Origin of the sequence: Paenibacillus sp. FSL P2-0136 (assembly GCF_037975325.1) — a bacterium.
Lineage (GTDB): Bacteria > Bacillota > Bacilli > Paenibacillales > Paenibacillaceae > Paenibacillus_AQ > Paenibacillus_AQ silagei.
This window is the reverse complement of record NZ_CP150244.1, coordinates 3,863,698-3,889,032: the sequence shown is the minus strand read 5'-3', so window position 1 is coordinate 3,889,032 and position 25,335 is coordinate 3,863,698. Positions and strand designations below refer to the sequence as shown.

20 protein-coding genes are annotated in these 25,335 nt (G+C 53.0%); 13 read left to right on the top strand and 7 right to left on the bottom strand.

Going from position 1 to position 25,335, the window contains the following annotated elements; all coding sequences use genetic code 11:
• Positions 1-22 precede the first annotated feature (22 nt).
• Positions 23-436 (top strand): hypothetical protein, encoded by a 414-nt coding sequence (locus tag NYE26_RS16260; RefSeq protein WP_339248879.1) that lies wholly within the window; start codon positions 23-25, stop codon positions 434-436.
• 103 nt (positions 437-539) lie between these two features.
• Positions 540-2,819, top strand: a complete 2,280-nt coding sequence (locus tag NYE26_RS16255; RefSeq protein ID WP_339248878.1) for a DNA topoisomerase 3 — start codon at positions 540-542, stop codon at positions 2,817-2,819.
• Between the two features lie 84 nt (positions 2,820-2,903).
• Here the strand turns inward: NYE26_RS16255 and NYE26_RS16250 are convergent, their stop codons facing one another.
• The 3 genes from NYE26_RS16250 to NYE26_RS16240 form a co-directional block, all read right to left on the bottom strand.
• Positions 2,904-3,641 (bottom strand): DsbA family protein, encoded by a 738-nt coding sequence (locus NYE26_RS16250; protein WP_209873688.1) that lies wholly within the window; start codon positions 3,639-3,641, stop codon positions 2,904-2,906.
• Between the two features lie 109 nt (positions 3,642-3,750).
• Positions 3,751-4,503: an HAD family hydrolase gene (locus NYE26_RS16245; RefSeq protein WP_339248877.1), complete on the bottom strand. Its 753-nt coding sequence runs from the start codon at positions 4,501-4,503 to the stop codon at positions 3,751-3,753.
• 24 nt (positions 4,504-4,527) lie between these two features.
• Entirely contained in the window at positions 4,528-5,445 is a 918-nt protein-coding gene (locus tag NYE26_RS16240; protein ID WP_036726468.1) for a helix-turn-helix domain-containing protein, read from the bottom strand.
• A gap of 160 nt (positions 5,446-5,605) precedes the next feature.
• Between NYE26_RS16240 and NYE26_RS16235 the strand changes: the two genes are divergently transcribed.
• From NYE26_RS16235 to NYE26_RS16215, 5 genes are all read left to right on the top strand, one after another.
• Positions 5,606-6,766, top strand: coding sequence for an MFS transporter (locus NYE26_RS16235; protein WP_209874183.1), 1,161 nt, complete (start codon positions 5,606-5,608; stop codon positions 6,764-6,766).
• A gap of 89 nt (positions 6,767-6,855) precedes the next feature.
• Complete coding sequence (locus NYE26_RS16230; protein WP_339248875.1) at positions 6,856-7,581, top strand: ATP-binding cassette domain-containing protein; 726 nt, start codon at positions 6,856-6,858, stop codon at positions 7,579-7,581.
• Between the two features lie 33 nt (positions 7,582-7,614).
• A complete protein-coding gene (locus NYE26_RS16225) occupies positions 7,615-8,922 on the top strand; it encodes a hypothetical protein (RefSeq protein ID WP_339248874.1) in 1,308 nt (435 codons plus the stop codon).
• On the top strand, positions 8,915-9,613 hold the full coding sequence (locus NYE26_RS16220; protein WP_036695433.1) for a response regulator transcription factor: 699 nt from the start codon (positions 8,915-8,917) through the stop codon (positions 9,611-9,613). The genes NYE26_RS16225 and NYE26_RS16220 overlap by 8 nt, the downstream gene beginning before the upstream one ends.
• A complete protein-coding gene (locus tag NYE26_RS16215; protein ID WP_209874186.1) occupies positions 9,610-11,043 on the top strand; it encodes a HAMP domain-containing sensor histidine kinase in 1,434 nt (477 codons plus the stop codon). Before NYE26_RS16220 ends, NYE26_RS16215 begins: the two co-directional genes overlap by 4 nt.
• 201 nt (positions 11,044-11,244) lie before the next feature.
• On the opposite strand, the gene NYE26_RS16210 is transcribed toward NYE26_RS16215, so the two are convergent.
• A complete protein-coding gene (locus tag NYE26_RS16210) occupies positions 11,245-12,468 on the bottom strand; it encodes a glucose-1-phosphate adenylyltransferase (RefSeq protein WP_339248870.1) in 1,224 nt (407 codons plus the stop codon).
• 216 nt (positions 12,469-12,684) lie between these two features.
• Between NYE26_RS16210 and glgB the strand changes: the two genes are divergently transcribed.
• The gene (gene glgB / locus NYE26_RS16205) at positions 12,685-14,601 is read left to right on the top strand and encodes a 1,4-alpha-glucan branching protein GlgB (RefSeq protein WP_339248869.1); all 1,917 of its coding nucleotides are present in this window, start codon (positions 12,685-12,687) and stop codon (positions 14,599-14,601) included.
• A 45-nt stretch (positions 14,602-14,646) separates the two neighbouring features.
• Complete coding sequence (glgA, locus tag NYE26_RS16200; RefSeq protein WP_339248868.1) at positions 14,647-16,083, top strand: glycogen synthase GlgA; 1,437 nt, start codon at positions 14,647-14,649, stop codon at positions 16,081-16,083.
• A 563-nt stretch (positions 16,084-16,646) separates the two neighbouring features.
• On the opposite strand, the gene NYE26_RS16195 is transcribed toward glgA, so the two are convergent.
• Together NYE26_RS16195 and NYE26_RS16190 are read right to left on the bottom strand one after the other, a co-directional pair.
• The gene (locus NYE26_RS16195; RefSeq protein ID WP_339248867.1) at positions 16,647-17,018 is read right to left on the bottom strand and encodes a nuclear transport factor 2 family protein; all 372 of its coding nucleotides are present in this window, start codon (positions 17,016-17,018) and stop codon (positions 16,647-16,649) included.
• On the bottom strand, positions 17,011-18,774 hold the full coding sequence (locus NYE26_RS16190; protein ID WP_339248866.1) for an alpha-glycosidase: 1,764 nt from the start codon (positions 18,772-18,774) through the stop codon (positions 17,011-17,013). The genes NYE26_RS16195 and NYE26_RS16190 overlap by 8 nt, the downstream gene beginning before the upstream one ends.
• 232 nt (positions 18,775-19,006) lie before the next feature.
• Here NYE26_RS16190 and NYE26_RS16185 point away from each other — a divergent pair, with 232 nt between their 5' ends.
• The 4 genes from NYE26_RS16185 (at position 19,007) to NYE26_RS16170 (ending at position 22,971) form a co-directional block, all read left to right on the top strand.
• A complete protein-coding gene (locus NYE26_RS16185; protein ID WP_209873716.1) occupies positions 19,007-19,831 on the top strand; it encodes a transporter substrate-binding domain-containing protein in 825 nt (274 codons plus the stop codon).
• A 135-nt stretch (positions 19,832-19,966) separates the two neighbouring features.
• On the top strand, positions 19,967-20,626 hold the full coding sequence (locus tag NYE26_RS16180) for an amino acid ABC transporter permease (RefSeq protein WP_036726482.1): 660 nt from the start codon (positions 19,967-19,969) through the stop codon (positions 20,624-20,626).
• A complete protein-coding gene (locus NYE26_RS16175) occupies positions 20,613-21,335 on the top strand; it encodes an amino acid ABC transporter ATP-binding protein (protein WP_036726484.1) in 723 nt (240 codons plus the stop codon). The genes NYE26_RS16180 and NYE26_RS16175 overlap by 14 nt, the downstream gene beginning before the upstream one ends.
• 109 nt (positions 21,336-21,444) lie before the next feature.
• Positions 21,445-22,971 carry a Ppx/GppA phosphatase family protein gene (locus tag NYE26_RS16170; RefSeq protein ID WP_209873721.1) on the top strand — a complete coding sequence of 509 codons (1,527 nt, stop codon included), beginning with the start codon at positions 21,445-21,447 and terminating at the stop codon, positions 22,969-22,971.
• Here the strand turns inward: NYE26_RS16170 and ppk1 are convergent.
• Positions 22,919-25,039 (bottom strand): polyphosphate kinase 1, encoded by a 2,121-nt coding sequence (ppk1, locus tag NYE26_RS16165; RefSeq protein ID WP_339248865.1) that lies wholly within the window; start codon positions 25,037-25,039, stop codon positions 22,919-22,921. The two genes, NYE26_RS16170 and ppk1, sit on opposite strands and share 53 nt — an antisense overlap.
• Positions 25,040-25,335: the final 296 nt, after the last annotated feature.

Below are 25,335 nucleotides of genomic sequence, written 5' to 3'. Positions count from 1 at the left end.
GCCCTGGAGAGGAGGAAAAAGCATGTTTGGACGTCTAAGACACAGGCTTGACAATGCCAGACAAATGCAGAAAATGCGTAACGAGCATCCCGAAGAGATTCGCCGCCTACTGGAAGAGCGGGCCAGGGAACAGCAAGTCCCGGTTGAATCTGTTCCCGTAAAGTCCGGGCCGTGGATTATCTTCTTCCGGTGTATTCTGTATCTTCTGACCGTGCTAATTGTGTTGATTACCTTCATCGGGGGGCCGCAGAGTAATGCGCCTGTCTTCACCATACTTTCCTTTGGTCTGCTGCTGGCTGTTCTGTATCTGATAGCGGGGCTTGCCCAGCCTGCAATCGTATTTTTCCGCAAGCACTGGTCCCGGGGAGATGTACTTGAGCTGTTCAGCCTGATCATCGGGGCGCTGCTCATTCTGATGGCGATATTTCGCCCTTAAGCGGCAGGCCTCAATAATGAGCAGCGGATTTTGGGGTCCAGGAATGGTATAATAGACTACTGGACAACTTTTGTAATGAACCGAGGGTAAGGAGCGATTATTGTTGAAGACACTCATTATTGCGGAGAAACCGGACATGGGGCGGAATATCGCCGCCGCAATAGAACCGAAGGCCAAAAACTACCGTTCCTATCTGGAAGGGGAGCAGTACATTATCACCTGGGCGATTGGGCATCTGATTGGCCTGGCAGAGCCCGAAGCCTACGACAATAAATATAAAAAATGGAACATTAATGACCTGCCGATCATTCCCGAGGAGTTCAAGCTGCTGCCCAATGCACGCACCATGGACCAGCTGAAGGTGATCGGGGAGCTGGCGAAGCGCAGCGATCTGCTGGTGAACTCCTGCGATGCCGGGCGTGAGGGCCAGCATATTTTCTCATTGATCCAGCGTTACCTGGAGCTGAACCAGCCGGTGAAGCGGCTGTGGATCTCCGACCTGACGCCGGAGACGATCCGCAAGGGCTTCCAGGAGCTGAAGGACGGGTCGGAATATGAGAATCTGACCAAGGCTGCCCGGGCGCGCAGCGAGGCGGACTGGCTGATCGGGATGAACGGCTCGCGCGCTTTTACCACCAAGCATAATGTGCTGCTCTCTGTAGGCCGGGTACAGACCCCGGTGCTGGCGCTGATCTATGACCGTCAGAAGACCATTGAAGCGTTCTCCTCGCTGAAGTTTTTTGAGGTGGAAGGGCATTTCACCCAGAATGAGCTGACGTATAAGGGCATGTGGCAGGGTGACCGGTTAACGGATGGTGCGAAGGCAGAGGCACTTGCGGCCAAGGTCAAGGGCAAGCCTGCCCGGATTGTTCTCTATGAGGTCAAAGAGACCAAGGAATATCCGAACAAGCTGTACGATCTGACGCTGCTGCAGCGCGAGGCGAACGGGAAATATGCCTTTTCCGCCAAAAAAACACTGGATATCGCCCAGGCGCTGTATGAGAAGCATAAGGTAATCTCGTACCCGCGTACCAACTCCAACTATGTTACGGAGCAGAATATTCCTGAAATGCACAAGACGCTGTCGGCCCTTCAAGGCACGCAGTACGACGATTGGGTGAAGGGTGCGAACCGTAACCTGGTCCATAAAGGCAACAAGTTTATTTGTAATCCGTCCAAAGTGGAGGATCACCATGCGATTCTGCCAACGAACCGCAAGGCGAACGGTCTAAGCACGGACGAGGCCAAGCTCTATGATCTGATCGTCCGCCGCTTCCTCTCCCAGTTCTATCCGGCAGCGGAATATAAGGTGCATACGGTGATGACGGAAGTGGAAGCCGAGAAGTTCAAGACTACGGTCAAGGAGCTGCTGAGCCTCGGCTGGAAGGTGATCTACGCAGACCAGAAGAAGGACAAGTCTAGACCGGCCAAGGGCAAAGGCAAGGAAGACGAGGAGGAAGAAGAGCTTGAGGTGAACGAGCCGTTCTCGGTTCAAGCAGAGGGTGAAGTGATCTGCAGCGATGCGGTTGTGAAGGAGAAGGATACCCAGCCTCCAAAAGCTTACACGGAAGGAACCTTGCTGAAGGCGATGGAGAGCGCAGGCAAGCAGATTGAGGATGAAGAGCTGCGCGATGCCATGAAGGATTCGGGGCTGGGCACTCCGGCGACCCGGGCCGCTACGATTGAACGGCTGAAGAATGTCGGCTATGTGGAGATGCAGGGGAAAAAGATCGCCATCACCCAAAAGGGGCGGACGGCGGTTGAACTGATCCGCGGAGCAGGTGTGGAGCTGCTGACCTCCCCGGAAATGACCGGGCAGTGGGAGCGCCGCCTCAATGAAATTGCCCGCGGGACCGCAGCGGACGGGCAGTTCATGGAGAATGTGAAGCGGTTCGCTTCGATGATTGTGGACAAGGTCCGCGTGCAGTCGCGCGCCGCTAAGACCTCCTTCGAAGGGGATACGCCTTCGCTGAACAGCGGCGGCAAGGGCCGCAGTTCGGCTGCTGCGCCGCGCAAGACTGCCGACTCCAAAGCGGCTGAGCGCAAGCCAGCGGCGGCCAAACCGCGCAGCGCGGCGTCTGCCGCTGCCGGGAAGAGCGGGGATGCCGGGCCGAAGGTTATCGGCTCCTGCCCGCGTCCAGGCTGCGGCGGCATGATCTTCATGGGCCGCAAGGGCTACGGCTGCTCCCATTATAAGGAGGGCTGCGGCTTCGTGATCTGGAAGGAGAATCACGGGCGCACGCTCACCGACACCCAGGTGAAGGCCCTGATTGAGAAGGGCCGGACCGGGAAGCTGAAGCTGACCGGTGAGGACGGCGCGCCGCTTGAAGGCAAGCTGGTGCTGCAGAATATGGATACCGGCCAGCTGGCCGTGGAATCATAATTCCTGAATATCAAAAGCGCCCCGGCCAGATTTTCATGGCGGGGCGCTTTGTTATAGGATGATGAGCTTCACCTGCAAGAAAGATTACGGGGATTCATTCAAAGCCGCTTCAATGGCGGCACTTAAGCCTTCATAGGAGGAATCCGGCAGCAGGACGCCGTTCACCATGAATTTCGGTGTGCCGTTGACGCCATAAGCTCCGGCGATTTTGAAGTCCTCTTTGACATCGTACATATACGTATGGTTCTTCAGATCCTGCTCGAACCGCTCTTGGTCAATCCCTGCAATATTGTCCTTCACGAACTTAAGGATGAACTTCTGGGTTGCCCAGATCTTGCTCTCATCGCCCTGGCTCTCGTAGAGCTTGTGGAGATACTCCCAGAACTTCTCATTATTCTGCTGATAGATAGCTTCCCCCGCACTGGCGGCCAGGTAAGAGTCCCGGTCAATGAAGGCGAAGTTCATGAAGTAGAACTGGACTTTCCCGCTGTCTACGTAGTCTTTGATGAACGTATCCAGGTAGGAGGCGGTCCAATTTTTGCAGGCAGGGCATTTGAAATCGGCGAATTCAATCACCTTCACCTTGGCGGATTCGCTGCCCAGATGCGGCTGCTTCTCGTATTTCAGCCCGTCCACCACGATCTTGCCCTTCACATCGGTGTAGTTGGGGAGATTATCGAGCGCCTCAGTGCCGGACGATTTGCCCTGTGTAAGGAAGAAGGCAAGAAGGGCGATCAGCAGCACGGCAATCACTGCAAGCAGCATAGGGAGCAGACGCCCGTGATTCGGGGTATTCCTGGAACGGTTAGCTTTGTTATTCATGGCCAGCCTCCTGCACGATGTGAAAATCTACTCAAATAGTATAATCATACCGGCGGCAGGCTGCCTATGCCATTTGTAACAATTGCCCGATTCTGATGGTGCAAGTCAATCAGCCGTGATGCTCCCGCAGCGCAGCGGTGCGGATCACCGGAGGCACCTCGTGAATGGCAGAGATGGTCATGACGGACTGCTGCATCTCCCGTTCCAGCTCAATCAGATTGTAGAGCCACTCATTCGGCTGCTTCAGATAGATGCTATTGATCCCGGCAGTCAGCGCGGGCAGTACATCTGTACGCAGGGAGTTGCCGATCATCCAGGTGATATTACGGTCGAACGGATAGGTAGTCAGGATATTCTCAAGCGCCTCCACATTTTTGTGCTGGCGGATATAGATGCGGTCATCGAAATAGGCGTCCAGCTTCATTTGGGCGATTTTGCGCTGCTGGATGGTGTCGTCGCCACCGGTATAGAGATAGAGGGAATGGCCGTCCTGCTTGAGGGTATCCAGCGTCTCTACCATGCCGGGATAAGCTTCCACCTCCTGGTCGTACACACTCAGTCCCAGCTTCATCAGCTGCCGCTCCTCGAAGGCATCCGGCTTGCGGTTATATTTGCTGCAGAAGTAACGGTAGGTGGCAATCAGCGATTTCGGGAAATTGTCGCTGGCCAGGCCGCTTGTGCTAACGGTCTCGACATCGATTTCCACCTGCTTGCTGCGCAGTTCGCCGATGGTAGGCTGGAAATCGCTGAACCAGTTAGACATCAACTCGAAATATTGTCCAAGGATAAGGTCAAAATACTTATTGCAATGCACCAGGGTATCGTCGAGATCAAAGATCACTTGTTGGGTCAAATACTTCATGAGGTTCACTCCTAAGTTGGTCTGTTAGATACGGATGTAGGACTCCAGAAACATCTGGAGCTCCGAGGCCCCGTCAGGACGTATGCTGTAGCGTTCGGTGCCTTCACCGCGCAAATGGACCCGCAGAAGCCCGGCGACTCTTAGACTAAGCAGGTGATGCATCAGCATCTCTCGGGACAGGCTCAGCTCGGACTGCATCTCCCACAGTGTCTTCGGTTCGTTCGCTACGAAGCGCAGCAGTCTCAGCCGGGTAGGATCAGAGAGAGCCTGTGTTAAACGAAGCAGCACCGTTGGAGGCTCCTCCTCATTGTCTGAGGGGACATCAACCGGATATTGCACCAGCATCAGGTTCTTGAAGAAGCAGTACGTGTTGATCGGCCGGTTATGCACGGTAGGCAGCAGCACAATCGTCTTCAGTCCGGGAATGTCCTCAATAACAATTCCGCCGGAAGCATATTCGATCAGCGGGACCATGTCCATTTTGCTTTCCAGCATTTTTTTCTCAGAGGCGTCTTCAATCAGCAGCGGCAGCAGGGTATGCTCCACATGGCGGAAATAATGCTCATACCATATCCGCAAAAGAGGCGTATATCCGTTCTTGATCCGCGCGCATTCCTCGGCCGTGAATTGATGGAAGAAAGGCTCGGTCCGCCGGAGGCAATCCTCCAGAGACAAGCTCTCCAGCTCAGCCAGGAACTGCAGCACCTTGGAAGCCTCGCCCCGGCTGTAGGCCCAGGCGTAGAGTACATCATAATCTTCGAACGGCCACTCGGCGGCCTGCTTCAGTGCAGCCAGCTGTGCGGGAGTGAAGCGGCCATCCACATCTCGGATCCAGTCGGTGCCGATGTCCAGATTGGAGGTCCATTTCTTGGTCACATATAACATGAAACTGTCCAGCAGTTCGTATACGGGGGAAACATCAATGTTCAGTTCATACTTCATTTAAGCCGGGTCACCTCCAGAAAATCAGTCACTTCTATATATTATCTCTTGTTTTGAAGAGGGTTGTCTACTATAATGTTCGGTGTTTGCCGCATGGACATCAGGTTCCGTTCATCAATGAATTACATAGGAGGATTTATTTGTGTCAGATTCTATACCGATGCCGCATGGACAGAGCGGTAGAATGAATTATTCGATTTTGATTGCCGTGATTATTCTGGCAGGGCTGAGCCAGGGGATGCTGCTGCCGGTCTTATCTATTCTGCTGGAGCAGGAAGGCGTATCGTCCTCGCTGAACGGACTTAATGCGGCTGCCTTGTATGTAGGCTCATTTGCCATGACCTTGATTGCAGAAAGGGTACTTGGCGCCATCGGCTTCAAGAAGCTAATCGCCGCGGGTCTCGCGCTGGTGCTGGTATCACTCCTGCTGTTCCCGCTCCTTACCGGCGTGAAGGTCTGGTTCGTGCTCCGCGTGCTGGTCGGGATCGGCGATTCAGCGGTGAATTACGCCGCGCAGCTCTGGGTGCTGCTCATGACACCGGCGGAGCACCGTGGACGGAACCTGTCGCTCTACGGGATGTCCTACGGACTGGGCTTCAGCCTCGGACCGCTGGGCATCAGCCTGCTGCGGTTCGGGCAGCCCGCACCGTTCCTGATTACAGCCCTGCTGTTCGTAATCGTGCTGCTGATTGTGGGCTTCAAGCTGCCTGACTCGCGGCCGGAAGCTATGGATCACAGCGAAGGCCAGGCGAGCAGATTCGGCCGGAGCTACCGGCTTGCTTGGTATGCGCTGATTCCGGCGCTGCTATACGGCTATATGGAAGCCAGCCTGAACAGCAGCTTCCCGGTATACGGGCTGCGCACCGGGTTCAGTGCAGACCAGATTGCCGCTTTGCTGCCCTTTGCAGGCATTGGAGGCCTGCTGCTTCAGCTGCCGCTCGGCATATGGAGCGACCGTTATGGCCGCAAGGCCATTCTGATTGCTGCGGGGACAGGAGGAGGCTTGGCCTTCACGCTGCTGCCGCTTACTGGCGACCATGTCCTGCTCACCCTGCTGGTGCTGATGGTGGCCGGGGGACTTGTCGGCTCCTTTTTCTCACTAGGATTAAGCTATGCCGCCGATATCCTGCCGCGCAAGCTGCTTCCCGCTGCCAATGTAGTCGCTTCCTTCCATTATAGTCTGGGAAGTATTGCGGGGCCGGGCATCGGCGGGCTGCTGCTGCAGTTCGGCTGGGGCGGCAGTGTGTTTGCCGTAATGGGCGGCCTGTATATTGTATTTGGGCTGGCAGGGTTATTGTTCTCGCCAGGGAAGAAGATATGAGGTAGAATAAGAACGAATGCTCGCATGGAATTTGATCCCGCTTTCAGAGTACACTATAGAGTAGAGTCGAAGACAGGAGAGGCTGACCTATGATTACAGTTGAACATTTGGCCAAAGCGGTCGGGGAAGATAAAACACCGGTACTTCAGGATATCGGATTTCAATTAGAACCGGGAGAATTTGTAGCGCTGCTGGGACCCAGCGGCAGCGGGAAGTCAACGCTGCTGCGCTGCCTGGCCCTGCGCGAGAAGTGGGACAGAGGGAATTTTAGGGTAGATGGGCAGGATATTATGAAGAGCCCCTTCGCCGGCAAACGCAAGATCCGCCGGGAATGGGCCTATCTGGAGCAGAACGCGGAGCTGAATCCGAACCGTACTGCACTGAAGAATGTGCTGATCGGACAAGCCTCCCAGACGCCGCTGTGGCGGATGGCTACAGGCATGGTCCGCTCAGATGATTATATGGGGGCGATGGACCAGCTCGATCTGCTGGGTCTGCTGGACAAGGCCAAGCTGAAGTCCGGCCAGCTCAGCGGCGGCGAACGTCAGCGTGTGGCGATTGCCCGGGCATTGGTCCACGGCGCCCAGGTCATCCTGGCGGATGAGCCGGTGACGGGCCTTGACCCCAAGACTGCGGAGAATGTGCTGGAGACCCTCCGCAATCTGTGCAAGGAGACAGGCCTTACCGTGCTTACGGTGCTGCCGATCGAGCTGGCCGAGCGTTATGCCAGCCGTCTGTGGGTGCTGGAGGACGGAAGAATCAAGCATGATGTCAAAGGACGCCGGCTAACCTCACAGGAGCGGCTGCATCTGTGAAGTGAGGCAAGGCGTTCAGTAAGGAGAGCGTAAATGAAGTTGAATATGCGTATGCGTCTACTGGGAGGAATTGCCGCAGCCGCCCTGTCGCTGTTTGCTCTGTCGGGCTGCACCTTCATCAGCGATCCGGTATCCCAGATGAGGGTGCCCCAGCTGCCTGCGGACAAGGCTTCGCTGATGGCCGCCATCAACTCTTCCTTGAAGGCGCTGGATGGCACCTTGACCCGTCCGGCCAATGATGATAACAGATCTATTTTTACAGAGGACCTGGACCAGGATGGTGTGATGGAGACGCTTGTGTTCTACCAGACGAAGAATGAAGCCGTGGTTAATCACGGGATGATTCTGGAGAAGCAGGGGGATACCTGGGTCAAGAAGCTTACATTCGATGGCGACGGCACCAAGCTGGACTCTGTGGAGCTTAAGGATGTAACAGGTGACGGTAAGCTCAACATTATTGCCGGGTATTCCCGCACGGAAGATAAGGGTGTGAAGGGCATGGTTGTTTACAGTTATTCCGGGGGAGTGCTGGAAGAGATTCTGACCAAGCCTTACACCAAATACATCATCGATGATCTGAACGAGGATGGAATCGCGGATATTACCGTCGTGTATTTCAAGCGTAATGAATTCGCTACAATAACCACCTACCAGTACAATGACAGCTTCAAGGTGCTGGATCAACTGGACGACCTGGACCCTTATTTCAATAATTATTACAATATTGTCTCAGGAAAAGTAGCTGCGAACAAAGAAGGGATTGTACTGGATTCTGCCGTGGATTCTCACTCAGCGTATACAACAGTGGTTGTAATGGAGAATAACAAGCTTCGTGTCGCTATTCCAGGGGATGCCAGCACCTTCAAGGACCGCAAAATTGTCAGCGAGGATATTGATTCGGACGGAATTATTGAGATAGGGATGCTGGTTCCCCCCAAGGGCTGGGAGTATTTCGATCCGGAGACCATTCCGTATTTCAATTCCTATTACAAATGGGACGGGAAAGACGGCCTGACCTTCAGTACCCAGCTCTATAATGATCCGCTCGACCGGTTCACGATTAACTTCGCCCCCGATTGGCTGGAGCGGGTGACTGTGGACACGAAGTCGGTTCAGAACAAATCGCTCAAATTCATTATGACGGATACCGGAGAGACGGTCGCCGAAGTAACATTCTTCTCACCTGCGGAATGGGACAATGCGAAGAACAACGGCTGGAAGCTGCTCGGCCGCGATCTGGATAAAATGATCGGTTACCGGGGAGGACTGGAACAAAATACAATCGGAGGAGGAGACGGGCGAATTCAATCCTCTATTGAAAGGAAGGGAATCAATGAGTAAAGTACTGATACTGGAGGACGAAGAGTCTATCCGCAGTTTTATTGTTATTAATCTGAAGCGCAATGGCTTTGAGGTGCTGGAGGCGGCGGATGGCCATGAGGCGCTGCATAAGCTTACTACTATACATGATATTGATATCGCCCTGCTGGATGTGATGGTACCAGGCATCGACGGTTTTGAGGTATGCAGACGCATCCGGGAGACCAATGAGCGGCTGGGAATTATTTTCTTGACGGCCAAGGTACAGGAGCAGGACAAGGTCTATGCGCTGTCGGTGGGAGCAGATGACCATGTCAGTAAGCCGTTCAGTCCCACTGAGCTGATCGCCCGTATACAGTCGCTGCTGCGCCGGGTCAATGTTCACCGCGAGCAGTCAGCCAAGGTATCGTTCCAGTCGGGTCCGTTCACATTAGATCTGATCTCCAAGCAGTTCAAGCGGAGCGGGGAAGCCATTGAGCTTACGCCAACAGAGTTCTCGCTGGTGCAGTTCTTCCTGGAGAAGGAGAATACGCCGCTCAGCCGTGACTCCCTGCTTGATCATGTCTGGGGCAAGGAATATATGGGGGACCCCAAGATTGTTGACGTCAATATCCGCCGGTTGCGCCAAAAAATTGAGAATAATCCATCGGAGCCTGAATACCTGCAGACGGTGTGGGGACACGGCTATAAATGGAAAGGCCAGGTACAATGATCAAGAAGGGGATGCGCAGACAGATCGTACTGCACTATATTCTTGTAGTCTTTGTAGCGCTTCTCCTGGTTGAGACAACCTTTCTGCTGGCGATCCGTACCTATTATTACGACAGCATCTACACCAAGATCACTACACAGATTAGTGCAGCTGAAAGTATGGTTAAATATGGAAGCTTAAACGGCACATCAGCGAACCAGTTGCAAGGGTTACTCGAATTGTTCAATCTGGAAAATACAGAGCTGGAGGTCCTGACGCTTAAAGGAGATATTATTACCAGCTCCACCGGGTTTCAGCCGGACCGGACGATCACCACCAGTGATGTCCCAGAGGCGGTGGGAGGCAGTACAGGACGCTGGGTGGGGCGGCAGGCCGGCACCAATGAAAGTGTCATGGCCGTATCCAAGATGGTGCGGATCAACACTCATGATTCCTATGTCCTTCGGTATCTGTCCTCGATGGAAGGCGTAAATAAAGATCTGCTTAATTTGACCCTGCTCTCCCTTGCCATCGGTGTAGCAGTCCTCACCATCGTGCTGCTGCTCAGCTTCGGGCTCGCCAATTCGATTGTGCGTCCGCTGAATAATATTACGGCCGTGTCGGCGCAGATGGCGAAGGGCAAGTTCACGACCCGGATCAAAGGCGATTACCGGTACGAGATCGGCGAACTCGCTTCAACGCTCAACTATATGGCGGACGAGATTGTCCGCAGCAACCAGATTAAGGATGATTTCATCTCCTCGATCTCTCATGAGCTGCGCACTCCGCTGACCAGCATCAAGGGCTGGAGCGAGACGCTGGTCTCCGGGGGCTATGACCCTGAAGAGACCAAGCTTGGGGTCGGAATTATCTCCAGGGAGAGTGACCGGCTGATCGGGCTGGTGGAAGAAATCCTCGACTTCTCGAAGCTGCAGCAGAACGAAATGAAGCTGTCGATGGGGCAGGTGGATATTAAGGTTCTGCTGCAGGAGACGCTGCTCAATATCTGGGCCAAGGCCGAGAAGAAACGGATTCATCTGCTGCTGGAATGTGAGGAGACGATTTTCATCAAGGCGGATGCCAACCGCCTCAAGCAGGTCTTCCTCAATCTGGTGGATAATGCGGTGAAGTTCTCGCCGGAGGATTCCAGTATCGTGCTGTCGGCGGAGCGTCTATCCGGTACCGAGATGGCTGTCACTGTCCGTGACAGCGGTATTGGCATTAGTGAAGCGCACCTGGCCAGAGTACGGGACCGCTTCTTCCAGGTCGATGCCCTTAACGGGGGAACGGGCCTCGGGCTGGCGATCTCCCAGCAGATTGTGGAGCTTCATAACGGCAAGCTGGAAATGGACAGTGAGCTGGGCAAGGGTACCCAGGTTACCGTCATTCTGCCGCTTGATGACAGCCAGCAGGGGAATGCCCGTCCCAGCAACTCACCGGTAACTTCATAAGCAAGCCAAGTGGAAACGGCTTTGGTGTCCTTACAGGGACGGCACCCGTTTCAGCGAGAAATAGAAGGATAAGTTATCGTGTGAAACATATAATTTCTTATATTTATACAAAAGGGATACAGCTATCGTCCGGACAGACCGGAGCTGTATCCCTTTGTATGTAGCAGCCCTAAGGGCTGAACGATTGTGCTGAACGATTATTTATGAAGGCATTCCTTCCGCACGCAGACGGCCGGCCTTCTCATAGACCTCCTGAAGCAGGCGGGCAGGCTGGGTACGGACCAGCGGCTTGGCAGCTACAATCTCATGCGGGCCGACAACCACAATGTTGTCTGCACTGCCTTTGATCACAGCGCCGTCCTTGATCACAGCACCTTCACCGATAATGGCGTGTTCAATCAGAACACCGCGTCCAATACGGGCACCGGGCATTACCACACTCTGCTTGATTCTGCTCTGCTTGCCGATCTCTACACCGCTGAAGATGACCGAGCGCTGGGGGCTGCCTTCGAGCTGGCAGGTCTCGTGAATCAGGCAATCTGCTGAAGCCGCTTGTTGAGTGCGTGGTCTGAGCGCAGTCAGCTTGGTCCGCTGTGCACGGCTGTACATCGGCCAGCGTGAATTATCAAGCTGGAAGCCGTCTTCTTGCAGGAGATCCATATGAGCTTCCCAGAGGCTGCCAACTGTACCCACATCTCTCCAATAGCCCTCGAAGCGGTAAGCGAACAGTTCATCATTCGCATCCAGCATGGATGGAATGACATCCTTGCCGAAGTCATGACCGGATTCCGCATTTGCGGCATCCCGCAGCAAATGAGCCTTCAAGTACGCCCACTCGAACAGATAAATACCCATGGAAGCCAGATTGCTCTTCGGAGCCTTCGGTTTCTCGGCAAATTCGGAGATCTTGAAATCTTCATCCACGTTCATCACGCCGAAGCGGCTCGCTTCATCCCAAGGAACCTCCATAACCGATATCGTTGCCTTCGCAGACTTGGCGATGTGATAATCGAGCATTTTGCGGTAGTCCATGTGGTAGATATGGTCTCCCGACAGAATAAGTACATGCTCCGGGTTCTGGCTGTCAATATATTCAATATTCTTATAAATAGCATCGGCGGTGCCTGTATAGCTGTCTCTGCCTTCAATCCCAGAAGGGAGCAGTCTTACACCCCGGTCACTGCGGCTGTGCAGCCCCCAGGGCTCACCTTCACCGATATGCTGATGCAACGATTCTGCTTCGTACTGAGTCAGTACTCCGATGGTATCAATCTTGGAATTCACACAGTTGCTTAGGGGAAAATCAATAATTCGGTACTGTCCGCCGAAAGGGACTGCAGGCTTAGCCATGCTGGAAGTCAACGGGGCTAATCTGCGGCCTTCCCCGCCTGCCAGGAGCATGGCGATACATTCTTTCTTACTCATGTGTTATCCCTCCCATTTTTTTGTCAATGCTTGTAATATACACGCAGAACAAGCGCTTGAAACGACATAGGTGAATTATATTGCTGTATATCTGCAAAAATTACATGTTTATTTTCAATATTCAGAAATTGCCCCGACTTCTCTCAAAATCATTTTCAAAATCTATATATTCGGGTAATGTAATAGGTGCATCATATATCCTAAGGTGGTGATGATTTGGCCGATTTACCAAAAACAGAAAACCTCCCGTCCGCTGAAGATATTTATCTGTTCCATGAGGGCACGAATTATCGCAGCTATACGATGCTTGGCGCGCACATTGCCGTCCAAGAAGGGCAGGCCGGCGTTCGCTTTACCGTGTGGGCTCCTCATGCGGCATATGTAGGACTGGCGGGAGATCATAACAGCTGGGATGGAACATCCGATCTTGATACGTTATATAAGATACCCGATTCAGGATTTTGGAGTCGTTTTTTTCCGGGAATGGAGCCGGGAACTTTTTACAAATACAGGATTACAGGAGCAGATGGTACAAGCTTCCTCAAAGCAGACCCATATGCCTTCCACGCGGAAGTTCGCCCGGCAACAGCATCTGTTGTAGCGAATCTGGACGGCTACAAATGGGGGGATGCTGCTTGGAGGCGGAAGAGTAAAGGTCCGTATCAGGCACCCATGAATATTTATGAAATGCATCTGGGCACCTGGCGGCAAAAGGAAGACGGCGAACTCTATACTTATCGGGAGATCAGCAGTCTGCTGATTCCTTACCTGAGCGAAATGAGCTATACCCATGTGGAGTTTATGCCGCTCGCTGAACATCCATATGATCTGTCCTGGGGCTACCAGGGAACCGGTTATTTTGCGGCTACCAGCCGCTTCGGAGAGCCGCAGGATCTGATGTATCTGATCGATCAGCTGCATCAGGCCGGCATCGGAGTCATTCTGGACTGGGTTCCTGCCCATTTTGCCAAGGATGCTCATGGCCTGCGCCTGTTCGACGGTTCGCCGCTGTATGAGTATGCTGATCCGATGCTGGCGGAGAAGCCGGGCTGGGGCACCTTGTCCTTCGATTTCAGCAAGCCGGAAATCTCATCCTTCCTGATCTCCAATGCCTTGTTCTGGTTCGAGAAGTATCATATTGACGGCATGCGCGTGGACGCAGTTACGAGTATGCTGCGGCTTGATTTCGAGAAGGAACCCCATCAGTACCGGACGAATGAGCATGGCGGGCTGGAGAATCTGGAAGCCATCCGGTTCATTCAGCAGCTCAACCAGACGATCTTCCAGTATTATCCGAAGGCGCTCATGATGGCGGAAGAATCCAGTGCCTGGCCGGGTGTAACCTCTCCGGTGCATGAAGGGGGCCTGGGCTTCAACTACAAATGGAATATGGGCTGGATGAATGACACCTTGGGCTACATAGAACGGGATTTCGATTCGCGCCCTTATCATCATAATTTGTTGACCTTCCCGATATGCTATGCGTATGCCGAGAACTACACACTGCCGCTGTCGCATGACGAAGTAGTGCACGGCAAGAAGTCGCTGCTGGACAAAATGCCGGGGTCCTATGAGCAGAAATTCGCCGGTCTGCGCCAGCTTCTCGGATATCAAATCAGCCATCCGGGCAAGAAGCTGCTGTTCATGGGCGGAGAGTTCGGGCAATTCATTGAATGGAAGGATCAGGATCAGCTCGACTGGCTGCTGCTGGATTATGAGAGCCACCGGCGGATGCAGGCCTATACAGCTGCGCTGAATAAGCTATACCTTGCCGAAAAAGCGCTGTGGGAGCTCGATCATGACATGACGGGCTACCAGTGGATCGATGCCGATGACAGCGGGCAGAGTGTCGTATCGTATATCCGCAGAGGCAAACGTCCGGTGGATACACTGCTGATTATCATCAACTTCCAGCCGGTGGAGCGCCACCATTACCGCATCGGCGTACCGCGCCCTGGCATATATGAGGAATTATTCAGCTCAGAGAGCAACGAATACGGCGGATCGGGCTTCCATAATGAGCCGCTGAAGAGCACCAAGACCGAGTGGCATAATCAGGTGAACAGTATAGAACTGACCCTACCGCCACTTAGCTTCTTGGTGCTTAAGAAGTCAGGCCGCAAGACCGTTTAAGGGCAGGAAGTGTCTGAATAAGCCACTATATAAGGGGGAGATGGAATGAAAGTATTATTTGCCGCGGCGGAAGCCCATCCATTTATCAAAACAGGCGGACTGGCCGATGTCATCGGCGCTTTGCCAAAGGCCCTCAAGGCGGCCGGGGTCGATGTCCGGGTAATTTTGCCCAAATACAAAGGAATTCCTGAGAAGTATTCCGCTCAGATGGAGCATGTCGCTACTCTGGAGGTCCCGATTGGCTGGCGCAATCAGTATTGCGGGATCGAAAAGGTGGTATTTGAAGGGATTCCCGTCTATTTCATCGACAATGAGTACTACTTCGGCCGTGACGGAATCTATGGCTATATGGATGACGGCGAGCGGTTCGCGTACTTCAACCGGGCGGTGCTGGAATGCCTGCCGGCCATTAGCTTCCAGCCGGATGTAATCCATTGCCATGACTGGCATGCTGCGGTAGTTCCGCTGCTGCTGCAGGCGCATTACCGGCATAATCCGTTCTACAGTGAGATGCGTACGGTATTCACCATACATAATCTCCTGTATCAGGGAGTCTTCCCGTATACCGTGCTGGGTGAGCTGCTGGGTCTGGACGACAGTTATTTCCTGGGCGTGGAGTATTACGGGAATGTGAATTATATGAAGGGCGGGATTGTTTACAGTGACCATGTCACCACCGTCAGCCCGACTTATGCCGATGAGATCCGGACCCCGTACTACGGCTATGGTCTCGATGGTCTCCTGACTGCGCGCTCTGACGCGCTCAGCGGCATTGTGAACGGAATTGATACCAAGAGCTATAATCCGTCCAGTGATACGGCAATCTTCACCAAGTACCGCTCTAACCTGGCCAAAAAAGCCGAGAACAAGCTGGGACTCCAACAGGAGCTTGGATTGCCGGTGGCCCCTTACATTCCAATGGTAGCTATGGTTACGCGTCTGGTGGATTCCAAGGGACTGGATCTGCTAACCCGTGTGCTGGATGAGCTGCTGTACTACGATGACATTCAGTTCGTGCTGCTGGGGACGGGGGATGAAGTCTACGAACGCTGGTTCCGCGAGGCCCAGTGGCGTTATCCGACCAAGCTGTCGTCACAGATTACCTTCAGTGATGCCTTGTCCCGCAAAATCTACGCCGCCAGCGACATCTTCCTGATGCCGTCCAAATTCGAGCCTTGCGGCATCAGCCAGCTTCTGGCATTGCGTTACGGCAGCATTCCGGTGGTCCGCGAGACTGGCGGGCTGAATGATACGGTGCAGGCATACAACGAATACACCGGAGAGGGCAACGGCTTCACCTTCAAGGATTATAACGCCCATGATATGATGCACACGCTCCGCCGCGCCGTATCGTTCTACCACAAGCCTGAGCACTGGAAAAAAGTAGCCAAAAACGCATTCTCCGGCGACTACAGCTGGAACGTATCCGCTCAGCAGTATATTGATATTTATAACAAGATTACTGTGACTGCAGCGGAATAGGTACAGTAAGGTTTAGATGGGAAAAGGCACCCCTCAGTTCATGATGAACTAAGGGATGCCTTTTTTTGTTGCACATGGATGGCTCCCTAAGATATGAGGAACCACAATTACCAGGGGGATTTTTAGCGATTGGCTGGAGGAAATAGTTGGATTTTGGGCACTTGTTAACGGAATGAAAAACCCCTCCTCTGAAGCAAATGGAAAAAAGGCACTTAATTAGCCCAAACTTCCTTATATTTAAGAGATTCAACAAAAATAGATGACGTTTTTCCAATTATTTACCGCAAACGCTTGAAATTGGCGAAATTAAGATACATTTTTCCAACTAAATAAGCAGCATTAAAGAAATTAACATAAAGCAAAAGGAGAAGAGGGGAAATTTGGAACTGGAGGAGCGGTAGCGACCGCCTTTGTCTGCGGATTTCCACCCGCTAACAGCGGTATGAAAATCAAGAAATCTGCAGATAACAGCGGCCGGAAGTCCAAATATTCACCGCAGCGACGACCATGCGACATGTTTTAAGCTTAAATGTGCCTTATACTACGTTTTCCTTAAAATCAAGTCATGTATAAGGATAAGTATGAGGAATTTTTGATTGGAATTCTTTTAGACTCACAATCTGGTTCCTGGGATTAAATTCAATTAAGGAGACTCCATCAAACGCATCGGTCACTGCATCATACTCACACTTAAAGTACCATTCAACCACAGCCATATGGCCTTGATGGATGAATTGCTTGATCGTCCAGTTCAATACCGTACCATGCGTATTCCAGTCCTCGAACCACAATAACAGGGTGTCAAATCCCCTATACTGAGGGCCGTAGCTTTCGGTGTAGACGATGTTCGGATCGAAGATGGTGCTTAATATAGAGTTATCCTTGTTGATCCATGAATCGAAATATTGTCTGATCCGCTGCTCTCGTTCAATCATTAGATCCCACCTCCACAATATGCCGGAACAGAATCCGGTACTCGTACGGCTCCAGTGCCACATTCATCATCCCGCGTTCCGGGGCTACTGCTTCGGCGGTCAGCGCATCCAGCCAGTCACTGGTCTCCATCGGGTGGCTGAGCGTGCGGGGCTGCGGTGAATTGTTCATCCAGACCGTGAAATGGATCAGCTCATCTGCGCGCTCATAGACGATGCACGGGTCATGCTCGCAGGCCTGAAGAATCCGGAAGCGGCCTTCACGAAGCGCCTTATGCTCCTTGCGCAAACTAATCATCATCCGGTAAAAGTCATACAGCTCGCGGTCCTGCTTGCCCTGATCCCATTCCATACATTTGCGGCAATCCGGGTCCTCGTAGCCCGTCAGGCCAATCTCATCGCCGTAATAGATGCAGGGGGTGCCCATGAAGGTGAACAGGAAGACGACCGTCAGCTTCAGCTTCCGTTTGTCTTCACCAAGCACGGTGAGCAGGCGGGGGGTGTCATGGCTGCCAAGCAGATTGAAGACCACCTCGTTCGTCTGCTGCGGATAACGCATGAGCAGGCCGCCGATCCGGTGACCGAAGGTGATGCCGTCCATCCCGCCGTTGAAGAATTCCAGCACCGTCCCCGAGAAGGGATAGTTCATCACCGAATCGAACTGGTCGCCGAGCAGCCAGGTTAAGGAGTCGCTCCATACCTCGCCGACGATGTAGGCATCCGGGTTCGCGGCCTTGACCACCTTGCGGAAATCACGCCAGAAGTGATGGTCCACCTCGTTGGCCACATCCAGCCGCCAGCCGTCCACCTTGATCTCCTTGATCCAGTATTCGGCCACCTCCAGCAGATAAGATTTTACTTCATGATTGGCGGTGTTGAACTTCGGCATATTGCCGTAGAAGCCGAACGTGTCATAGGTGGGAATACCGTCTACAATCTCAGCCGGAAAAGAGTTCACATGGAACCAGTCCCGGTAGACGGAGTACTCCCCTTTGGCCAGCACATCCTGGAAGGGCGGGAACTGATCGCTGCAATGGTTGAACACCGCGTCAAGCATGACGCGCAGGCCCCGTCTGTGGCATTCCTCGACAACCTGCTTCAGCAGCTCATTATCGCCGAAATGCGGGTCAACTCTCCGGTAATCCACAATGTCATATTTATGGTTGGAAGGGGAGACGAATAGCGGCGTGAAGTAGAGGGCGTTGACGCCCAGCTCCTGCAGATCATCCAGATGGTCCAGCACGCCCTGAAGGTCACCGCCGAAGAAATTATTCAGCTCAGGCTTGCCGCCCCAAGGCTGCGTGCCTTCCGGATTAATCAGGGGATTGCCATTCGCGAAACGCTCGGTCATGATCTGGTAGAATACGGCATCCTTTGCCCAGGGAGGAACCCGGAACAAGTCGATCCCGTGGATATATGGGAATTCGTAGAAGTGATTCGGCGGAGGAGGACACTCAGAGCGAATACCGTTATCGAGCAGATAGACCGTCTCCATACCCTTACTTACGCGAAAAGTATAGCTAAGCCGCTTATATTTGGGCCGGACCGCCGCTTCCCAGTAGTCGAATTTGTCATCGGAGGCGGCCTTCTCCATGATAATGTCATAAGAGGTATGCTGCCAATCATACTTGTCGCCGGTAAGGGCGACTACGTAGTCCACATCATCACGTTTGGTGCGCACACGCAGATGAATCGTTTCAGTATCATAGGCATAAGCCCATTTGTCACGGGGAACATGGTACATCGCTTCAAGCAGCATAGTAGCACCTCCTGTAAGTTGGGTGGAAGCTGTAATGATTCGTGCGGCATTTGGAGATAATCTATAGTAGATAGTATTATATACCACCTTCATAGGATGTGCATTTTTTTGTCGCCGTAACAGGTTTTTGTCACAAAATCGTCTTTGCATATTCATGCGAAGTGATTTATAATAAGTCGGTCCATGGGACGGATAGAATAGAGAATATAAATAGAACAGGGAGACGAGACAAATGAACAAATGGGGTAAACTTTCTATGGGACTGCTGCTGGCAGCAGGACTCTTGGCCGGATGCGGCTCCAATAACGATAAGAACAATACCGCAGCAAGCGGAAATGGCGGTGCTGCAAGCACGGAGGCACCGGCCAAGAAGCTGATTATGGGTACAAGCGCAGACTTTCCTCCATATGAATTCCACAAGATGGTTGAAGGTACGGATACGATTGTTGGTTTCGATATCGAGATTGCCAAGGAGATCGCCGCTGATTTGGGCCAGGAGCTGGAGGTTAAGGATCTTCCGTTCGACTCTTTGCTGAATGAGCTGGCAAGCGGCCGGATCGATATGGTGATCTCGGGACTTAGCCCGACACCGGAACGCGCTGAAGCTGTAGGTCTCTCGGACATCTACTATAAGGCAGAGCAGGCTGTCGTAGTGCGTGAAGCCGACAAGGACAAATTCGCCAGCATGGACGCACTGAAGGGTGCCAAGATCGGAATTCAGACCGGTTCCATCCAGGAGGGGATCGCCAAGGGCATCGAAGGCGCACAGCTGACCTCCCTCAGCAAAATCTCCGAAATCGTCCTGCAGCTGCAGTCGAACCGGGTGGATGCTTCCATCATGGAAGGACCTGTTGCCAAGTCCTTTGTGAAGAACGTCAAGGGCCTCGTGATCACGGATGCCAAGCCGGAGGTTGAAGATGACGGCTATGTCATCGGTGTGAAGAAGGGCAACACCGAGCTGCTCGATCAAGTGAATAAGACACTCGGACGGCTGAACTCCGAAGGCAAGATTGATGAATTTGTAGCGGCAGCAAGCGAGCTTGCTGAGAGCAAATAACACGCGAAGCCGCATATACGGTTAGCGGAGATCAAGATAGGCCCGCAGCTTGCTTCGGGATTATGCTCTACCATGCAGAAAATGGCGGTGATCCGCCGTTTTCTATTTTTTTGAGAAGAGGAGGGTTTGAGGGCAATGAATGTATTCGATATGGCTTATGAGTACCGCAATTTATTCTTATCCGGTCTGCAGTACACACTGCTGCTTGCGGTGCTGGGGGTATTCTTCGGTTTCGTACTAGGCATCCTGGTTTCGCTCCTGCGGATGTCCAAATGGAGAATTCTGCGCTTTATTGCCACCGCATGGGTGGAATTCTTACGCGGGACGCCGATGCTGGTGCAATTGTTTCTGATTCACTACGGCCTGCCGGAGTTTGGGATTTCGCTGTCCCCGATTCAGTCGGGTGCGATCACACTTACGATTAACAGCTCGGCATATCTGGCTGAGATTTTCCGTGCCGGAATTCAAGGGGTGGACCGCGGCCAGATGGAGGCGGCTCGTTCACTCGGAATGAAGCAGGGCATGACCATGCGTTACATCATTTTGCCGCAGGCATTGAAGAACGTATTGCCTGCCATTGGCAACGAATTCATTACAATTATTAAGGAGTCCTCTATCGTATCGATGATTGGTGTAGCGGATCTGCTGTTCCAAGCCAGAACAATAACCACCATTACTTATGAAGGACTTAGTCCGCTGCTTGTGATTGCGGTCATGTATTTCGTACTAACATTCACACTATCCAAGCTGCTGGGTATATTGGAACGGAGGCTGAACACGGATGATCGAGGTTAAAAACCTGCGGAAGAGCTTTGGGAAGCTGGAGATCCTGAAGGGCATTGATCTGAATATTCACAAGGGTGAGGTAGTTGTTGTCATCGGTCCCAGCGGATCGGGTAAAAGCACCTTTCTGCGCTGCCTGAACCTGCTGGAGCAGCCCACAGGCGGGGAGATCAGCTTCGAGGGTCAATCCATTACCGCGAAGCGCCATGACATCAACGTGACCCGCGAGAAAATGGGCATGGTGTTCCAGCAATTCAACCTGTTCCCGCACAAATCCGTGCTGCAGAACATTATGCTCGCCCCGCTCAAGGTGAAGAAGCAGCAGGCCGCTGAGGCCGAGAAGTACGCGATGGAGCTGCTGCGGACTGTAGGCCTTGAAGACAAGCGCGATGCTTATCCGGCGCAGCTCTCCGGCGGACAGAAGCAGCGGATCGCAATCGCCCGGGCGCTGGCTATGCAGCCGCATGTCATGCTGTTCGACGAGCCAACCTCGGCGCTGGACCCGGAGATGGTCGGTGAAGTGCTGGAGGTTATGAAGCAGCTGGCGGTGAACGGCATGACCATGGTGATTGTGACGCACGAGATGGGCTTCGCCCGTGAAGTAGGGGACCGAATCCTGTTCATGGACGGCGGAGTGATTGTGGAGCAGGGGACACCGGCAGAGGTGTTCGGTCATCCCAAGCATGCCCGCACGCGCGATTTTCTCAGCAAGGTATTATAGAAGGCTGGTTAAATAACCCCACCATATGGGGTTATTTTATTTTGGCGGAGTGCACAATGGGTGATATAGTATACAAATGATCAATCTACTTGAAAAGGAGTACATACAGATGAGAGATGATCTTTGCCGGATCGGCATTATTGATATTGGTTCCAACTCTATACGACTTGTAATTTATGACACGACGCAGGCAGGCGGCTACAAAATCATCAAGGAATGTAAGTACTCTGCCCGTTTGAGCGAGAAGATTACGAAGGAGGGCAGGCTGGAGAAGAAGGATATGGATACGATCATACCTGTTCTTCAGCAGTTCAAGGAGATCTGTGATGATTTTGAAGTAGAGAGAATCCGCGCAGGCGCCACCGCCGCCATTCGAAATGCAGCGAACTCAGCGGAGATCATCAGCTATCTGTCAGAGGCTTCGTCGATTCCGATTGAGGTGGTCAGCGGATATCAGGAGGCGTATTTCGGCTTCCTTGGGGTGATTAATGCTTTTGACGTCCAGGATGGCTTCGTGATTGATATCGGCGGGGGCAGTACCGAGGTTACCTTATTCCGCGGACGGCGTTATCAGCAGAGTATCTCGTTCCCGTTCGGTGCGGTCAACACCAATCAGATGTTCAGCCAGGGCGGCAACTGGAATGCGGATCAGCTCCGCAAGCTGCAATTATACGTAACCGGCAGGCTGGTGGAGCATGACTGGCTATCGACGGGCACAGGACTTCCGCTATACGGGCTGGGAGGAACGCTTCGCTCACTGGCTAAGCTCGATCAGAGAAACCGCGATTATTCGCTGCCTAATTCCCATGGTTACGTACTGGAGAACGAGACGATCGAACGGTTCATGGAGGTTCTGCCCGCTACCCCGTTTGAGAAGCGCAAGGATCTGGACGGGCTGTCCAAAAGCCGGGCAGATATCATCGTGTCCGGGCTGATTATTTTCCATACCGTCTATCATTACATTGGAGCCAGCCGGGCGCTGATCAGCGGCGAAGGCCTGCGTGAGGGCATGCTGCATGATCTGCTGGAGCCGGAGCAGCCGGTGCGTGACAGCGCGCTGGAGTACAGTCTGGATACGATTATCCGCTTCGATATCCGTACCTCCAAGCGGCATCTCGACCATATCAACAAGCTGGCGCTGAGCCTGCTGGGGGCCTTTGATCGGGAAGGGGACCGGGAGGAGCAGGAGATGCTGGTCTATGTGGCGATTATGCTGCACCGGACAGGCTCCAACATTAACTATTATCAATCCAAGCGGCACACTCACTACTGGCTGATGAATTCACCCATCCGGGGACTGACGCACCGCCAGCTGATTCTTAGCGCGTACATCGCTTCCTACAGCACAAAAAGCCGGAAGCAGAAACTGTCCCTGATGCATAAGGACATTTTGCTGCCTTCCGACGAGGAATGGATTCATAAGCTGGGTACATTAGTGCAGTTAAGCATTGCGCTGGACAGCACCGAGATCGGCATTGTCAGCGGGCTGAAGTCCCGTCTGCATAATCATACGCTGGATCTGGAGCTTCAGGGCGGACAAGTGCTTATCGGCCTGGAGGACATTGAGAATGCACTCAAAGCCTTCAGGAATGCTTGGTCGGTGAAGGTAAAGCTCGGCTTCCCTTCCAGCGGGTAACATCCATAGCGGCGAACTGGCTCCGGAGCGGGGCCTTTTTGTCGTCGATCCGTTCATAGTATCCGTTGGGCTGAAGGAAGCTGGATTTGACATTGTCCATCAGCGACAGCTCCAGAATCTTGACAATCTGCCCCCGGATACTGCTATCCTTCACCGGACACATCAGCTCGATCCGCCGGGTCAGGTTGCGTGTCATCCAGTCGGCACTGGACAGGTAGACCTCGGGATCGCCGCCATTCTCGAAGTAATAGATGCGTGAATGCTCCAGGAAGCGGTCCACAATGCTGCGTACCGTAATGCGCTCACTGAGGCCTTCAATTCCCGGACGCAGACAGCAGACTCCCCGGACGATCAGGTCGATAGACACTCCCGCCTGGGCCGCGCTGTACAGATAATCAATAACCTCCTGGTTCGACAGAGAGTTCATCTTGGCGATAATCCGTGCAGGCCGGCCTGCGGCGGCATGCTCCGCCTCACGCAGAATCAGCTTCTGGAGCGATAGACTCATATTGGTCGGTGCTACGATGAAGGAGTTCCAGTTGTAGTTGGCGGAGTAGCCTGTCATTTGATTGAACAGCTCTGACGCATCCAGGCCAATCTCATGATTGGCGGTGAACAGGCTAAGGTCGGTATAGGCCTTGGCCGTGCTGTCATTGTAGTTGCCTGTCCCCACGTGAACATATCGGCGCAGCTCTGAGCCTTCCTGACGGACGATCAGCGTCACCTTGGCATGGGTCTTGAGGCCGACGAGACCGTAGACCACGTGGCAGCCGGACTGCTCCAGCTTACGCGCCCAGGCGATGTTGCGTTCCTCATCGAAGCGGGCCTTCAGCTCCACGACCACCGTAACCTGCTTGCCGGATTCGGCTGCGTTGGCGAGGGCAGTAATCAGCGGAGAATTGCCGCTGACCCGGTACAGCGTCATTTTGATCGCCATCACTTGCTCATCCTCGGAGGCTTGGATAATGAAATCCGTCATCGCATCGAAGGATTCGTACGGATGATAGACCAACACATCACGGGTGCTCAGCACCTCGAAGAAATCCTCATTCTCCTCGAATTCTGCCGGATACATCGGCTCGACAGGCGGGTTGAGCAGATAGCTGAAGCCCTTCAGACTGCTGGTGAAGCTGCGCAGGAAGCCGAGATCAAGCGGACCTTCAATTTCGAAAAGGAAGTCCTCCAGCTCGAATTCAGCCTGAAGCTGCTCCAGTGCATAGGGATGGATGCCTTTCTGGACCTCCAGACGGGCAGGCACACCACGGCGGCGTTTGCGGAGCTCCTTCTCAATCTCCTCCAGCAGATCCTCCGCACCTTCTTCATCTATCGTCAGGTCGGAGTTGCGGGTCAGGCGGAATTCGCTGACAGCTACCGGATCATAACCGCTGAATAAGGTCTGAATATGATGGCGGATCACATCTTCAATGAATACGAATTGCCGTTTTTTGCTGTTCGAGCGGTGAGGCAAGGGAATGCAGCGCGGCAGATTGGACGGAATCTGCAGAATGGCGAAGTAAGGCTCATCCTCCTGGCTGTCCTTGCGTGTCAGCACGACAGCCAGATAGATGAATTGGCTGTGAACCAGCGGGAACGGACGGCTCTGGTCCACGGCCATCGGAGTCAGCACAGGGAAAATAATATCACGGTAGTATTCCTCAACCGACAGCTCCTGTGCCGGTGTCAAGTCTTCATAATCAACGAACACGATGCCCTCTTTGTGCAGGCTGCGTGAAATATCCTTAAAGGTGCGGTACTGGTCGGCGACGATCTTTGTCACCCGTTTGCTGAGGCGTTTATAGAGGCCGGAGGGCGTGTAGCCGGTAAAATCTTTTTTGGTATATCCCGCCCGGATCTGATCCTGGATGCCCGCTACCCGGACACTGATGAACTCATCCAGGTTACTGGACACAATGGCCAGGAATTTGGCCCGCTCAATCAGCGGATTCTCCGGGTCCTGTGCCTCGCCGAGCACCCGGCGGTTGAACTCGATCCAGCTGAGGTCACGGTTAAGATAGGCTGTTGCAGGACTGATATTGTTGATTTTTTTCTCATCTGTATTCACGTTCATGGACCCTCCAAGTTGCTTCAATGTCTAGTTAAGATATCGTATTCTTTCATTCTACTATTTGCTTAAGCGAGAAATGTTAAAACTGTGTAAAATTTTTGCGAATATTCAGGAAACATGGCATAATTCTGCAGAGTCTCTTCATAATGATTAAGAATATGTAATATTTACATCCTTGATAACGCTCTATTAGGGCTAATTATTTCCAATATCCACAAAAACATAGCCAATGGTTACAAAGTTGTGATATATTCATTACTGTTAGTTTACAAACTGCGCGTCACCATTGAAGGAGGCAA